Below are 16,262 nucleotides of genomic sequence, written 5' to 3' on the forward strand. Positions count from 1 at the left end.
TTTCATGGTTTCATTGGGATCACACACAAATATGAAAGTTCTTGATGGCTTTTGAAAATATACACTTACAAAAAAAAAGGTTTTCAAACGGGGAGAATGAAAACCTTTACTAACCAATTATAAACCTAAATTATGATACCACAAAGATAAGTGTAAAAAATACACCCGTCAAGCCTTTTCTTAAAACTTAATAATTTCTTAATACAAAATATTCCTTTGTCGTTTTAGCCGACACTTTTCTGTATTTCCATTTCCAGACATCATTTATTATATAACAATAATTTGACACTAAAAATGATCTAAGATGGTTACTTTTGTAACCGAATGAACGTTCAATTGACAGAAAAAATAGAAATTATATTTAAGAGCACCTTGGAATTAATCTGTGAAAAGGGTTTTCACGGAACACCAATGAGCCAAATTGCAAAGCAATCTGATGTCGCTATAGGCACGATATATCATTATTTTCCATCAAAAGATAATTTGATTATCGAATTGTTTTGCTACTGCAAACAGAAAATAAACAATTACATATTTTCGGATTGGGATTCTACGCTAAGCTACAAATCCCGCTTTTTTATCGTAATGCGAAAATTTTGCGCCTTCTACCTTGAAAATACGGATATGTTTAGTTTTATGGAACAATTTCATAATTCGCCATACTTAGAAATTTCAAGAAATTCTTGGGAAAAAAATCTGAATGAGGAAAATAATATTATGGCCTTTTTATATGAAGGTATGCGCATCGCAGAATTGCGAAACATTAATATTTATATCCTGACTTCTTCTTGTATTGGCATTGCAACCTCATTTGCAAAAAAGGTCATCTATGGCCCTCTAGAATTTACGGATGAAAATTTAAATGAAATGATAGAAATAATCTGGAATGGTGTAAAACAACAGAATTAGTATGAAAGGTTCATATTTTCAAAACCGGACATGTTATATAACAACTAAAAAACACATTATACATATATGAATTTTAACTTTAAGCCTTTAATTGCTTTTGTATTTTTAGCAGTAGCTACTATTGGAGTACACGGTCAGACTTCACGGCAAGATGGATTAAACAGCAATGCTAGCTTAGACGAGCTTATCGATTACGCGCTACGCAACAAAATCGAATTAAAGCAAGCGGGAATAGATCAGGCAATCGGAGAGAGAGAAATTGCTTCAGCCCTATCTGGTTGGTTTCCTCAGATCAGTGCTATGGGAAGTTTAAGCCACAACCTTATAGTACCCATTGCCAATATAGGCGGACAGAATATTCGCATGGGACAGACGAACAATAGCGCTTTAACTTTCCAGGCCGATCAAGCAATTTTGAGTCCTGAATTGTTCCAAGCATCAAAGGCTGCGCGTTACGTACGTCAACAAAACGACCTCAATGTAGAGGACACCAAAATTAACACCGTTGTAGACGTCAGTAAGGCTTATTATGATATTTTAACCAGTGAGGAACAGATTAATATTATTGACGAGAACATACTCCGTTTACAAAGACAGTATAACGAGGCTAAGGCACGTTATGAAACAGGCTTAGTCGATAAAACCGATTTTAAACGAGCACAGATTTCACTCAACAACGCAAATGCAGAGTTAAAATCTGCAAAAGAAATGCGTAAGTACAAATACGACTACATGAAATTATTGCTCAGTATGCCACAGGGCGAACAGATCACCCTCTCTTTTACAAATCAAAACATGGAATCCAATATCTTATTAGATACCGCAGAACTGCTCCAGGTAGCTAAACGTGTGGAATTCCAACAATTGCAGACCCTTCAGGAAATCCAACGGCTAAATACGCAATATCAGAAATGGAATTACCTACCTCGTTTGAGTGCATACGGCAACTACGGACTGAATTATCGAAATGATCGCTTTGCCAATTTATATTCTGACAATTTTCCTGCTTCGACGATAGGGTTAAATTTGACGATACCTATCTTTCAAGGAACGAAACGAGTACAGGAAATCAAGAAATCGCAATTACAAGAAGAGCGTCTGAAATTGGATATGGAAAATTTAGAGAACCAGATCAGCACGGAGTACTCTGCAGCTATGGCCTCTTACCGGGCCAATATGAACGAGTGGCGCAATGCAAGAGAAAATATGGATCTATCAGAAGAAGTATATAATACCATCAAATTACAGTATGATGCGGGCGTTAAGACCTATCTTGAGCTTATGACAGCAGAGACAGATCTGAAGACTACACAATTAAATTACCTCAACGTACTCTATGCAGTGTTATCTAGCAAACTAGATATCCAAAAAGCATTAGGCACCGTCAATACAATAAATTAAACATTCCACCTCAACAAGAAATATACCATACAATGAATAAGAATCTATTATTTACGTCTTTACTTATTAGTTCAGGATTACTTTGGCAATCTTGTGGATCCAATGAGCAAAAAGGTGCCCCGACACAGCAAGGGGAGATAGCTATCCCTGTGAGTACCGCAGTTGTCCAAAAAGAAATTATCTCCGGTACACGTAATTATCCAGCCAACGTGGTACCCTTGCAGGAAACCGAAATCCGTGCGGAAGTAACAGGTTATATCACCAATATATATATAAGTGATGGATCATACGTTAATAAAGGACAACGATTATATGAAATCGACCGGGTACGCTATCAAGCCGCTGTAGACCAAGCAAAGGCGAATCTGGAAATAGCAAAGGCTAATCTAGAAAGAACAGAGAAGGATCTACAACGTTATCAGACACTATCCGATCAAGATGCAATCGCAAAACAAACGCTTGACTATGCCTTCACGGATGTCAATAACCAAAAAGCGCAGGTACAAGCAGCCGAAGCTGCCCTCACTACTGCACGCACTAATTTGCAACGGTCGGTAATTATAGCACCCTTCTCAGGTAGCGTCGGTATTTCGCAAGTGCGCAATGGTGCCTTGGTCAGCGCAGGAACAACCTTGTTAAATACTATCAGTTCAACGAATCCTATCGCTGTCGAATTTCCAATCAGTGAGAAAGATATTACCGAATTCACCAAACTGCAAGCAGGTAGTGCTAATACGGAAATATACGTGACGTTACCTGATGGCACGAAATACGAAGCTCCCGGAAAAATATCAACCATCGATCGAGCAGTAGATAGTCAAACCGGAACGTTAAAAGTAAGAGCGTCCTTCCCTAACGGTGATAACCTACTACGTGCAGGGATGAATGCAACGCTCAATGTACAAAGCAAATCAGCAACAGAAGAGCTTATCATCCCTTATAAAGCCATCTTTGAACAATTGGGTACATTTAACGTATACACTGTAAATGACAGCAGTAAAGTGGAGCTTAAACAAGTCGCGTTAGGTAGTAAAATTGGTGACAAAGTAGTTATCACGCAAGGGTTAGAAGTAGGCCAAAAGATCGTAGTAGATGGTACTACAGCGCTAAGACCCGGTGCTACAATAACAGACAATGCAGAAAGTAAAAAATAGTATTTGCTAGGATCCAAATTAAAAAATAATGATTTCAGAAGTATTTATAAAAAGACCGGTCACAGCGATCGTGATATCCATCCTGATCTCTGTGCTCGGATTGATATCCATTACGACACTGCCGATTAGTCAATATCCATCTATCGCTCCCCCTACGGTAACCGTAACGGCAAATTATACGGGTGCCGATGCCCAGACAGTTGAGCAGACCGTTACGACGCCAATAGAGAGTCAGATCAATGGTACACCTGGCATGATCTACATGTCATCCAACAGTACTTCCAATGGTCAATCACAGATTACGGTGACCTTTGAAGTAGGAACAGATATCGACATTGCTACATTAGACGTACAAAACCGTGTAGGCATTGCCGAACCCTCCTTGCCCGAGGCTGTTCGTCGGTTGGGGGTTACCACGCGTAAGGCAAATACCGATATCCTGATGTTGGTATCTTTGGTATCGCCTAACGGCACCCGTGATGACAAGTTCTTGTCCAATTATGCCAATTTATATGTCAAAGACGCGTTGATGCGTGTAACAGGTGTAGGTGATGTAACCGCATTTGGCCAACCGTTCTCTATGCGTGTATGGCTTGATGCCAACAAATTGGCAAATCTAAACATGTCCCCAGCGGACATCTCTACGGCAATTGGTGAACAGAATATACGTGTACCGGGAGGTAGTGTGGGCGGACGTCCGCAGGAATCCAGTACCGTATTCGAATACCCGGTAATTACGGATAGTGATCTATCCGATGTAGACGATTTCGAAAATATTGTGGTGAAAACCAATATAGACGGATCCATTGTATTGCTAAAAGATGTAGCCCGTATTGAATTAGGTCAATTTAGTTATGGAACCAGTACCAAAGTAAACGGGATGACCTCTACCGGTATGATGATCAATCAAACACCAGGGGGTAATGCGGTACAGACTGCAGAAGGTATCTACGCGGCCCTTGACAAACTTCAGGAATCTTTTCCCGAAGATGTCGAGTATGTGGTTGGATACGAAACCGTATCTGTTGTCAATGCTTCTATCGAATCGGTCATACATACATTAGTAGAAGCCCTTCTCCTTGTTACGGTAGTTGTCTTTTTCTTCCTACAAAGCTGGAGGGCGACACTCATTCCCGTATTAGCAATTCCAGTATCCATTATCGGTACATTTATATTCTTTACCCTATTTGGCTTCTCTATCAACAACCTGACTATGCTTGCATTTGTATTAGCCATTGGTATAGTTGTGGATGATGCGATTGTTGTCGTAGAGGCTGTTCAGCATTATATAGATCACTATAAAATGAGTGCCAAGGAGGCTACCGTACGAGCGATGAAAGACATTACAGCACCAGTAATTGCTATCGCATTAATCCTTGCCGCCGTATTTGTACCGGTAGGTTTTATACCTGGTATGGTAGGTCAGTTATACCAACAATTCGCAATTACCATTGCTGTCTCTGTAATGCTATCCGCCTTTATAGCCCTTTCATTGACACCAGCATTGTGCTCGTTGTTATTAAAACCCACCAGCGTCAAAAAAGAATCTAGAGGACTGAATAAGTTTTTCTATAAGTTTAATGTTTGGTTTGATAAGGTTACATATAAATATTCCAAAGGCGTTCGGAGAGCTATCAAAGCTGCTCCTCTCGCCCTTATCCTTCTATTATGTATCTTCATCGGTACAGGTTGGATGTTCCAAACCAAACCTACAGGGTTTATTCCTTCCGAGGATGGAGGAATGTTTTTCGCAGGTGTAACACTACCTGAAGGGTCGTCCTCAAGCCGAACCGACTCCGTATTAACGGAGCTTGAAACAGAACTTCGGAAAGATTTCCCTGAAATAAACTACATCACCGCGATATCGGGTATCAATATTTTGAATCGCGCGTTCAAACCCAATGGTGCGACGCTATTCGTTTCGCTAAAGCATTGGAATGAACGTAAGCGCACAGCTGGTGAGATCACGGGAGCGATTATGGGTAAATTTAGTCAATACCCCAAAGCCCGTATTCTGGCGGTAACCCCTCCCGCTATTCCAGGTCTAGGTACTTCCGGTGGCTTCTCTATGCTACTGCAGGATTTACAAACTGTGGATATCAAAGAATTTGAAGCCACGGTTGGCAAATTTCTGATGGCCGCCAATCAGCGCCCCGAACTCGGAATGGCCTATACCCTATTTAACTCGAACTCTCCGAACTATAAGTTAGAAGTCAAGAGAGAACAAGCCAAACGTATGGGTGTGCCTATCTCCAGTATCTATGCCACGATATCGTCTTATTTGGGAAGTAGCTATGTCAATGATTTCACGAAGTACGGACGTAACTTCCGCGTAGTAACCCAGGCAGACGTTGAATACCGTATGAATATAGAAGACATCAATAAGCTTTATGTAAATAACGTACAGGGTAATCCAGTTCCTATGGGATCTTTGGTAAGTTATGAACTTGTCACTATGCCTTCGATTATCAATCACTACAATATTTTCCGTAGTATTGAGGTAAGCGGAAGTGCCGCTCCTGGGTATAGTTCGGGAGATGCATTGAAAGCCTTAGAAGAAGTTGCTGCAGAAAATCTGCCCAACGGATATGACTATCAGTTTTCGGGATTATCCTTACAGGAAAAGCAGTCCGGATCACAAACAATACAGATCTTTGCATTATGTATCCTATTTGTATTCTTGCTCCTAGCCTCCTTATACGAAAGTTGGTCCGTACCATTCTCTATCCTGTTATCCGTCCCCTTGGGTGTATTTGGAGCTATTTTGGCATTAACCTTATTACCGCAGCTTGATAACAATATCTTTGCGCAAATTGGTTTGGTGACCATCATCGGTCTAGCGGCCAAGAACGCGATTCTAATTGTAGAGTTTGCAAAAGAAAGGGTCGATATCGGTATGAATCTAATTGATGCTACCCTTGATGCCGTCAAATTACGTCTAAGACCTATTATCATGACATCGTTGGCATTCATCCTAGGTATTATTCCGCTGATGCTTTCCACAGGCGCGGGAGCAGTATCCCGTCAAACTATCGGTTGGACCGTATTCGGTGGTATGACTGCCGCTACGTTCTTAGCCATTTTCTTCGTACCCGTTCTTTTTGTAGTCATCACCAGACTGGCTTACGGAAAGAAAAAATTAGCTGAATTAGAAGCTAATTTTGACGAAGAAAAGAAAAAGAGCTTGAGTGCACATTAATAAATTGATAAATTTATCTTCTCAAGAGCCAGCTAGTTTAGTTGGCTCTTTCTATTTAGAGGAATAAAAACGAATCACTTTAATAATCAAGAAGTTTAATGAATGTCACTAAAATATTTTTGGAAAATACGCTAGAAAACCTATATTTGCATCGTCATCAAGATACAGCAAGCCCAGCTGGCGGAATTGGTAGACGCGTTGGTCTCAAACACCAATATCTTCGGATGTGCCGGTTCGACTCCGGCGCTGGGTACTTTAAAGCTATAGCGAAAAAAACGCTATAGCTTTTTACAGTAAAAAGGGCATTTAAACGCTCTTAACCTCCCCTGAGCATGGTGAGGTCCCGTGCCATTTGATAGGTTTTTGTCGACTTTTTGTCGACCATAAAAAAACATACCTATGAAATATAACAGCACGGCTAAAACAGAAGCCATGTTCAAATTTTCAACAAAATTGTTTTTCAACAAAAACAAGATCACCCGATTGGGTGAAGTAGCGCTTTACCTCGAAATATATATTTCGACGAAAGGCAATTACGCACGCGAACGCTTACCCCTCGATCTGCGCTGGCCGGTAGACCGTATCGATCTGCAAAACTCTACTTTGCTACCCCGTATGCGCGACGATCAAGACGTAAATGATTATAACATGATCATTCTAAGCGAGCGTGCAAAGCACAATGAAATTGCGAAGATGTATCGGCTATCCAACCGGATCCCGACCGTAAAAGATTTAAAACGCGAATTGATCTTTGCCGATTCCAAAAAATCCGTAGTAGCCTATTTCGAATTTCGCCGTAAGGAATTATACCGTATGCGCGCCATATCCTATCAGACATACAAGAACTACGGAACGACAAACGGCAGGATTGAAGAATTCCAACTCGACGTACGATTCGACCAGGTGAATAAAAAATGGATGGATAAATTCAAAGCCTATCTAAAAGCAAAGGGCAATGCACATAATACCGTCTGGACCCGGCTAAAAGATGTAAAGGCGTTGTTAAAAGTTGCCAATGATGAGACAACGATATATGTAGATCCCGCAGCCATTGAATACGAAAACCGGTATACCGAAACCCCAACGACTTTCCTCAATCGGGATGAGATCCGGGAACTGTTAACGCTGGTACGCTCCAATACACTCAAAGACGAAGATCAAAACGTCTTAAAAGCATTTCTATTTTCGTGTTTTACCTCGCTACGGATCTCCGACATCTACGAAGCCAACCAGGGCTGGATGCTGTCCGAAAATTTCCTCATGTTCACAATGGTAAAAAACAGGCAGAAAAAGCCAAAAAAGATAAAGATCCCCATTGCTTCGATCGCAAAAGAATTTATCAGCACAACGTTGAACCAGTTTTTCAAGCTGCCAACCCAGCAGGAATACAACCGTACATTAAAGGATATCGCAATAGCTGCAGGGATTAAAAAGAACTTGACTTCCCACGTCGGCCGGCATACATTTGGGTATATCTTTATGACCTCCGTGGGCGATATCTATGCGTTAAAAGAAATAATGGGCCATTCCAAGATAGAAACGACCCAACGATATGCGCACCTCGATGAGGATTATAAGTTAGAGCAAGTAATGAAGATTGGGGTAGGGTTTGTTTAAACTGTTGTTCCTGTTGCGTCTACCCAAGTAGTACCATTTGATGTAATATTATAACTTAATGAAGTATCAAAATATGTATAGCCTATTGGAACATCGGTTATTAGTGGTCGCTGCGCTGTAGTTCCATATTTCCTACTTCCCGCTAAAGCTCCATATTGATTTATCCACCTGAAATTTACCCTATCATAATACAGTTCTTCTTTAGCTATAGAGGTGCTATAAAGTATTCTCAAATTACTATAGGCATTAGAATTATTAAACGTAGGTAGCTTTGAATGATCATCAATTATATCAATGTAATTCTCAATACTTCCAACTAAGGTACTTTCTACATAAGATATAGTAAAACCCTTATTTCCACCTGAAACTAAATTATCAGACATAACCTGTAACCTATCTCTTAGCTTATCGGATATATAATTATTTCTAACCCTTCTTTGATAATTATTAATCATCCAAAGCCTAGGAGTTAACGTTGGGCTTGGGTAATCCGTAGTTGAAAACAAAAATGTAGCGATTCTAGCATCTAGTGTAGAATCTAGACAATCTATTATTACATTATTGATTGCAATATCACCTTGCAAGGAATTTCCCGAAATCATTGGGTAATTAAAATCTTTTATAAAAATATACCCCCCCTTAATATCCCATTTATTGTATGAATAAAAACCTGTATATAGAGAAGAAAAGGCATTACTAAGAGAACAGTTATTTGCTTCTATTTTAGTTCGGTAAACTCTTGTAATAGGCGAAACATTAACACATTCGAAAAGTTTTATCAAAGGCATCGGTACCATATTCTTATTATCAGAATTATTAAAATCTGAATCGTTGAATTGATTGAATCTTAGTAAGTTTTCAGCAGAATCTCTATAAAAATTAACATTCCTAACTTCAAGTATTTGGTTATTAATCTCTTTAAATAAAGGTTTTTCAACAGATGAAGATTCAGATACATTACTTCCGTTCTCTCCTTGCTTTATTTTCATAAAAACATAAGACCTACCAAAACGAATAATACTAAATTCATTTTTTTTAGGGTCAGCACCAACATTTTCAAAATTAACGGTGTCTACATATAGATTTGGTAATTTAATATTTTGCGTAAGTTCACTATTTTGAGGAACTCGTAGCGCTGAAGCGAAACAAGATTCTCTAAGACTTACAGAAAGGGCATTCGAAAATTTAACATTTTTCATGTATATATTATACCCTCCTGCCGGTATAATTTCATTTGGTTTGTTAGGATGTAAATTGTAGGCATTAGTCGCGTCATCTGCAACATCTATACTAATAACTCCGTTATTCTCGTCATTTAATGTATATAATGTAATATTTTCTAAATATATATCACCTTTAAACTCTCCGCCATAGTCTCCTCTAGCCCCCATAACGTATGGAGATTTATATACATCTATGTCTTTAACGACCCATCGACCACCACCTGAGTATCTGATTCCTTGATGACCTATTTTACATTTCTCAATAGTCCAGTCATATCCTCTATAGTGGCAATCTATTCTACTAGTTACACAGTTAGAATATTTTATATTATACGACCTATGACCGCAAATACTACCCCACTGATCTAGATTCAATAAATCAGGACAAGTGTATTTGTCAATTAACAAATTTTGACAATCTGTTAGATTTAAAACATAAGACGAACCCCCCGAGGTTAATGTATGATTTGCCGGTATAGCTGAAAAATTATTAACAGATACATTATAACACTCTAAAAGCCTAATATAACCGAACATCTTGTTCTTAATACCCCATAAGTCTACTTTTGGATTTGATATAACTAAATTAGTCAAACCTTCAAAATAAAATCCTATTTGACGATAACCACTAGACCCTAAAGCTGTATTAGAAGTAGTATATACTACATTACCTCCTTTAAATTCTCTTTTTTGTTTGTAATCAAAACCTCTTATACTATAGTTGGCAATGTTATCATTTCCAACTAAATCCAAATCATCGTTATAAAAAGTTCCTTCGATATTACCATTTATATCAACAAAAAAATTTTCTTCTTTATACCACGTTTGCGGAGTGACTAATCTATTAGTTTCTACTAAGTCAGAAGTCCTACGAGAAGTAAGAGTGCGTAAACAACAATACCTATTAGCAAGTTTTTCAAATGCTAATCCTGTTAAAACTTTTGTATCTTCATTAATCGCTGTTTCTACAGCATTTAGTACAATAATACGATCGGATTCATCTAAATCTTGTGTATTGAAAACAGTTGCAGGTCTTGGTAAACATCTAATTTTAAAATCAATATTACCATTTGGATCCATTGTAATGTTAGCATTTGTTAAATCAACGTCAGTATATATTAATAAATCATCTCCATCCCCTTTAAACAGAAAATCACCTTCTACTACTAACGAATAATCATTTCTATTATTAAAATTAACTAAATTTTTAAACGCTGGATAACTATCAAAAATACTGTCTTCTTTACCTCCGAAATGTTGCAAAGACAATTTAGATTTAGTCTCCAACTTAATCCCACCAACTTCAATAATACTTCCTCCGTCATCAGTCTCTGTTGTGTTGGATAGGTAGTATTCAATAGGTGCTGGTGTATCTCCTTTTTCGTAGTAACCTAATAATTGAACCCCTTTTACTAACCCCGACGTTATAAGACCAATGTAATACTCATTCATTGTCCTCATTTCCTCAATCGTATCACATACCACCCATTCTTTCGTAACATCTATGTAGATTCCTTCTACAGTCCATTCACTACCATTCCTAGCTATTATAGATAGTTCTGCTGTGGTTGTCAACTCACCTTCTGATATTTGGTATGTCCCCGGAACAGCAAAGAACCATATTTTTTGCGAAACATTTGTTAGGTCGACAGAACTATCAATTACCCCCCCAAATCTCGTGTCTGTTACTACATTTAATTTTTCATCAACATAGTCCTTTACTGCTCTATTTGTAGGAAACTTTATAGAACTACTATCGATTGCATTACTTTTGTTCGAAGACACCTCTCGTGTTTGGAGTGCGCTTAATACAGCAGAACTACTAGGGTATTTGGTATAACTATTTGTAATATAATTTTCTTTATTTGATTTGTCTTCTTTATTAGTTTGAAGCGTGCTTATGTTTTGTTCTAGTGGCGTAATATTCGGAACACTTTCATTAACTTCTTGTATTTCTATATGAATATCTTGAGCAGTTCCGGTATACCCCCCTTTCTCCAAAAGTCCGCTTACGTCCGGTATTTCCCCCAATACCTCAGTCACAAAACGTTGCGATGCAGGTAGGTCCGCTGACGCACCAGGACCATCGGCAACATCACCCAGCGTTTTATCCTCACTGAATAAGGACCACACGCCATCTTTGCGCGTAAAGTAAGTTGCATACCCCTCCTTTGCTATCAATCCGCCTAAATTGGCATACGTGCCAGCTTCTTTTGCCTTATACACCCCGTCCTCACTGGGTGCAGGATCAGCTGGTGCAATATTACCTTTCACCCCATCGATAGCGGCTAAGACTTCTTTCTTTACCGCTTCCACACGTTGCGCAGCTTCCGCCACACTCTTCCCATCATACACCGTAATATTCACGTTGCTCATACCGTCACACTATTTAAAATAAACACCTTACCACCTACTAAACGACTTTTTTTGCTATCCTTCACAAACAGGATATCGTAATAATACTGATTCAGATTCGCCGTCAACAACTCATCACCAAAGGAAATCGTAACCAGGTTATCATCCACTGTAATACCCGAACCGATGGATTTTTCGAAATAAACCTGCGCATTCACATGATCATATGCCTTCATTTGCATCTTAATAGTATACCCACTAAGATCCAGCGGCTCACCGGAATCATCATTAAACGCCAGCGTAATTTCCTGATCATCCCCCTGAACCACCTCTATATCTAATACCGCGCGATTCCGCGGCAACGTCAAATTTTCCATAACACCACAAATTTCACCATTACAAAACACCCAATAAAGGACAATAAAACTGGCACTGAACTAAAAAAGCCAGCTGCACACTGTACAACTGGCCCGCCCTAAACCAACAAACAAACCATGAAACAACCTACCAAAACACAATATCTTTCCGATCCGAATAGCGACAAATCAAATCGCCATTCTCTTTATTATAAACAACCAATTCAAGATCCGCCACAGCACCCACAATATTTTGCGGATAATGAAGCGCCCATACGCGCAATATATTCTGACACCAATGCATCATATATTTCCGATCATCAACCTTCAGCGCTTGCGGAAATACATACACCACAGGCGTTTCCACGAATGGCGACATCACTCCCAATGCGATTAAATCATTTACCGCTTTCATCTTAGCGGCGATAATCTTCATATCCTGCTTTTTGATCATACACAAAAGTAAACAAACCATATCCCTGTTAAAGGACACTAAAAAACGGGCACATACCTTTTATCCGGGCTCTCCAGCAATATAATCGTGGCACGCATATTACCGCCCGATACATTAGTAAATATAGCCAGCTCGCCCGTCACATGCGTTTTCACATTGCTACCCGTCGTCACAGACATCGGATCATCAATGACACCACCCGTACCAAATTCACGCCTATAGAAGTATAGAATTTCCAGCGCACTGACAGCTTTTGGCGTCATCATATATGGATCAGAATAGAACGAAAATTCAACCTTTGCAAATTCCTGCCATTCGCTTCCGCTGCCGGGCACGATCCGGTTATCCACCCATCGCCACGCCACATAAGCCATTTCTGTAGGTTCCACCACCTCATAACTTTTCAATTCAAAAAGACCAGGATCCAACAACCCAAATACCTTATGAAAAGCATATCCCTTTACGCGTGTATAGATCTGAACATTGTTCTTACCCGGTTCAAATGTTATCCGATCGGGCAAAAATGCCGTTTTCACTTTGCTTGCCTCCGATACTGAGCATAGGTTCATCGGGGTTACCTCCATAAATCGATCTGCTGGTACCCGTGCGTTAAATTCCACCGTTTCCGTTAGCGTCAATAATTTGTAGAATTGCCCGCAAAGCAGATCTAGCCAGTTGTTATCCCCATTAATGCTCGTCGATATCCATGCAGCTTGCACCACACCCAGTGCATTACGGTTGTCGCTGGTACCATATGGTATCCGCCACGTCGGTTCCGACAAGGAATTCGGTAGAAGCCCACGAAAAGAAAATACGCGAAAACCAAATTCGTTGACCGAGATTTCACCCTTTTTGTTAAACCCCGTCGTTTCTCCATATTGCTCATCGTAGATATTCGCCGTCTGCGCCGTTTGGATCTGACGCAATGGCGAAGGTAAAGTACCTGTAAATATTCCCGAATTCATAAACGGCGCACCCACGGCCAGTTCCACCGCTTTCAGATCCGATCCCAGTCCTACACGTTTCGACTTCGTATACGAAAGATACTTGTACGCCTCATCACCATCATCCACGGCCGTCACGATACGGAATGCCTTATCCTTTACCGGCTTAATCTTCATGCTTCGATCCAGGATCCATTCCGTAAAATCCAGCGAACTTTCTTTTTCCAGTATCCGATCCGAAATATCGAAATGCGCCTTTTTTGTCAGCGAATCAAAATAAATGAACAATTTAAAATCATTGCGCAGGATCTTAAAAAAATTCGATACCGTAATCTTAGGAAAATGTCTAGCCGGCACCAGTGCAAATCCATCTGCTTTTATCTCCGCACCAGTATAATACCCCGTGTTATAGATCACCCACGTACGTATTTCAGGATGCGACAAAAAAGATCCGATCGCATCAAATCCCATTTTACTACATATTTCCTCGATCAGCCATACCAGGTAAAACGTAGGACAATAGAAACCAATATTTGACAACTGGTAAGCGCCTGTTACCGTCGGATCCTCCCAGTTAAACGAATTGATCCATGCATTACCCGATAGGTCACGTTCGCCAAACAATCCGAAATTGGTCATTGAAGGAAAAGCATACGAATAAGCGCTGGGATTGGTAGCCGTAGCCAACATATGCGCACGTATCTCTGCTTCCGTGGTACCCATAGAAATCGTTGAATACTTTTTAGAAGTACCATCGTAATACGAAAACATATCCGGCAACGTATTATCCTTAATCGTATCCGAAATAATGGAGTTATCGATCAATAGCGTAGCTGGCAACCGCTGATCTTCCACCTCGACCTCCATAATAGCGCTTTTCCACGTATGGTCAAACAGTAAGATCGATACCTCCACCGATATCCGCGCCAGGCGGTTAGCCAATACGTTCGCGAAATTGAGCGCCGTCAAATTCTTTTCCGACCATTTCAGATCCACCGGATAAGAATACGATCCCCGGAAAAGTTCCGATTCGTTGAAAACCGTCGAATACCATTCCATCGTTAAGTTGCTGCCCGATTCCACATCCAGCAGCACATCCTTATATTTAATTGCAAATCCGTACAACATCTAAAAGTTTCTTTGCTCATTCGCATACTTCACCCCGAAGGTTAGCGATTCTAGGTTATTCGCATCATCCCGTTCGTCAATACTGGAGCTATCCAACACCACCGGTACCAACTTCTCATCCTGGATAATGTATTTGTACGTCGATAAAATAAAATCTCGATACACCCAAATCATCTTAGCCGGCGCAAATCCAGTGTTGATCTTCAAAACATCGCGGATATCGATATCCAATTCGCGTGTCTTGTGCTGCGTAGGCCGATCGATATGCGCAAATGTATCCTGCGTTTTCTCCACCTCATAGCTACGCTGCTTTCGCCCATACGTGTATAAGGTAGAAATACAGCCCACACTATCCAAATAGCATAATGTCAGCCCATACCGAAGATATCGATTATCGATCATCCTGCTATACGTATCCGATACCGGTACACCACCCGATTCCACCCACAACATAATACTGCTAATCTCCACATCATCACGCGCCAGGTGTACGATTTGCGGAATCCCGATCGGTACCACTATCTTATCATACAGCTTCCATTCCGGTAGCGAACCCAGTTCCACCACTTCCTGCATACGATCTTCGTAGAAAATCTGCATTTTAAAATGCACCGATTCCGCGATATCATCTACGAGATTGATAATACTTGCATGCCCTATCTGCGATACATGCATCTGAAAATCACTAGCCCTCACATCATGCGCCCATCGCGGTAGTCCGTTTACCACAAAACGTTCCAGTGCATCCACCATATCATGGGATCCACCCAATATCGCCACAAAATTATCAGTCTGGTCAAAGCGCGTAATGTTTTGCGGTTCGCCGTACATCTCCGCATAGCGAATATAAAACCGTCGTACCGACATGCGATCCACATAGATCACATCATTGTCCAAGTCCGGTAACAATGGACCATCCGCCAACATAATAGCCGTTAAGTAATCCTGTACATCCCAATTAGCGATACCTTCACTATCCACCTCCGACACCGTTTGGCTATGCCGCACAAATTCCGTACGCGCCACATTCTCCACCCATAGTTCCAAATAGATCGCGAAGTTTTTCCGCAATACCCGGTCCTGCGCCGTCTGTACAACACTGTATGTTGCTGTCATCAAGCTAACGTTAGTGTAGGTTATCGCATACGATGTACTAGATACCCGCGAAGTAAAACGCAATGTATCAGCTGTAGGCTTCGTGATAATGAAATCATTAAACAAATAATAATGCCGTTCCAAAGCAGCTGCAACCAGTACCAGCCAATCACTTACCGTTCCCGATTGATAAGCCGGCAACTGCAACCCGCTATTATCCGGCGCGTTCTTAAATATATACGTGTATTCAGATCCACCCCACGCCAGTTTGAACGAACGTCCGTCCACATGACCCGTAGAAAATTGGAGCTGACCGATAAACGGCCTGCCGATAGCCGAAAAACGGTTATCCGTCGAAAACGTAAATAACACCGGATTCTTAGAAAAAACAATTTCGGGTGGCGGATTAATTAAAGAGATAGCCATA

At 40.4% G+C, this 16,262-nt stretch carries 10 protein-coding genes and 1 tRNA gene; 6 read left to right on the top strand and 5 right to left on the bottom strand.

What is annotated here, in order from left to right; genetic code table 11:
- Window positions 1-324: 324 nt before the first annotated feature.
- From FAZ19_RS19600 to FAZ19_RS19625, 6 genes are all read left to right on the top strand, one after another.
- Complete coding sequence (locus FAZ19_RS19600; RefSeq protein WP_136822462.1) at window positions 325-909, top strand: TetR/AcrR family transcriptional regulator; 585 nt, start codon at window positions 325-327, stop codon at window positions 907-909.
- Between the two features lie 66 nt (window positions 910-975).
- Window positions 976-2,310 (top strand): TolC family protein, encoded by a 1,335-nt coding sequence (locus tag FAZ19_RS19605; protein WP_136822463.1) that lies wholly within the window; start codon window positions 976-978, stop codon window positions 2,308-2,310.
- Window positions 2,311-2,342: 32 nt separating this feature from the next.
- Entirely contained in the window at window positions 2,343-3,464 is a 1,122-nt protein-coding gene (locus tag FAZ19_RS19610; protein ID WP_136822464.1) for an efflux RND transporter periplasmic adaptor subunit, read from the top strand.
- A 28-nt stretch (window positions 3,465-3,492) separates the two neighbouring features.
- Entirely contained in the window at window positions 3,493-6,663 is a 3,171-nt protein-coding gene (locus FAZ19_RS19615; protein WP_136822465.1) for an efflux RND transporter permease subunit, read from the top strand.
- Between the two features lie 171 nt (window positions 6,664-6,834).
- Window positions 6,835-6,916 (top strand) — tRNA-Leu (locus tag FAZ19_RS19620).
- Between the two features lie 146 nt (window positions 6,917-7,062).
- A complete protein-coding gene (locus FAZ19_RS19625) occupies window positions 7,063-8,280 on the top strand; it encodes a site-specific integrase (protein ID WP_136822466.1) in 1,218 nt (405 codons plus the stop codon).
- Here the strand turns inward: FAZ19_RS19625 and FAZ19_RS19630 are convergent.
- The 5 genes from FAZ19_RS19630 to FAZ19_RS19650 all read right to left on the bottom strand — a co-directional run bounded on the left by FAZ19_RS19630 (window position 8,277) and on the right by FAZ19_RS19650 (window position 16,261).
- On the bottom strand, window positions 8,277-11,879 hold the full coding sequence (locus FAZ19_RS19630) for a hypothetical protein (RefSeq protein ID WP_136822467.1): 3,603 nt from the start codon (window positions 11,877-11,879) through the stop codon (window positions 8,277-8,279). The two genes, FAZ19_RS19625 and FAZ19_RS19630, sit on opposite strands and share 4 nt — an antisense overlap.
- Window positions 11,876-12,235, bottom strand: a complete 360-nt coding sequence (locus tag FAZ19_RS19635) for a hypothetical protein (protein ID WP_136822468.1) — start codon at window positions 12,233-12,235, stop codon at window positions 11,876-11,878. The genes FAZ19_RS19630 and FAZ19_RS19635 overlap by 4 nt, the downstream gene beginning before the upstream one ends.
- Window positions 12,236-12,362: 127 nt before the next feature.
- On the bottom strand, window positions 12,363-12,650 hold the full coding sequence (locus FAZ19_RS19640) for a hypothetical protein (RefSeq protein ID WP_136822469.1): 288 nt from the start codon (window positions 12,648-12,650) through the stop codon (window positions 12,363-12,365).
- 56 nt (window positions 12,651-12,706) lie between these two features.
- Window positions 12,707-14,740 (bottom strand): hypothetical protein, encoded by a 2,034-nt coding sequence (locus FAZ19_RS19645; protein ID WP_136822470.1) that lies wholly within the window; start codon window positions 14,738-14,740, stop codon window positions 12,707-12,709.
- The gene (locus tag FAZ19_RS19650) at window positions 14,741-16,261 is read right to left on the bottom strand and encodes a hypothetical protein (protein ID WP_136822471.1); all 1,521 of its coding nucleotides are present in this window, start codon (window positions 16,259-16,261) and stop codon (window positions 14,741-14,743) included. It lies immediately after the preceding gene.
- Between the last annotated feature and the right edge of the window lies 1 nt (window position 16,262).

The organism is Sphingobacterium alkalisoli, assembly GCF_005049105.1.
In the GTDB taxonomy this organism is placed as follows: Bacteria; Bacteroidota; Bacteroidia; order Sphingobacteriales; family Sphingobacteriaceae; genus Sphingobacterium; species Sphingobacterium alkalisoli.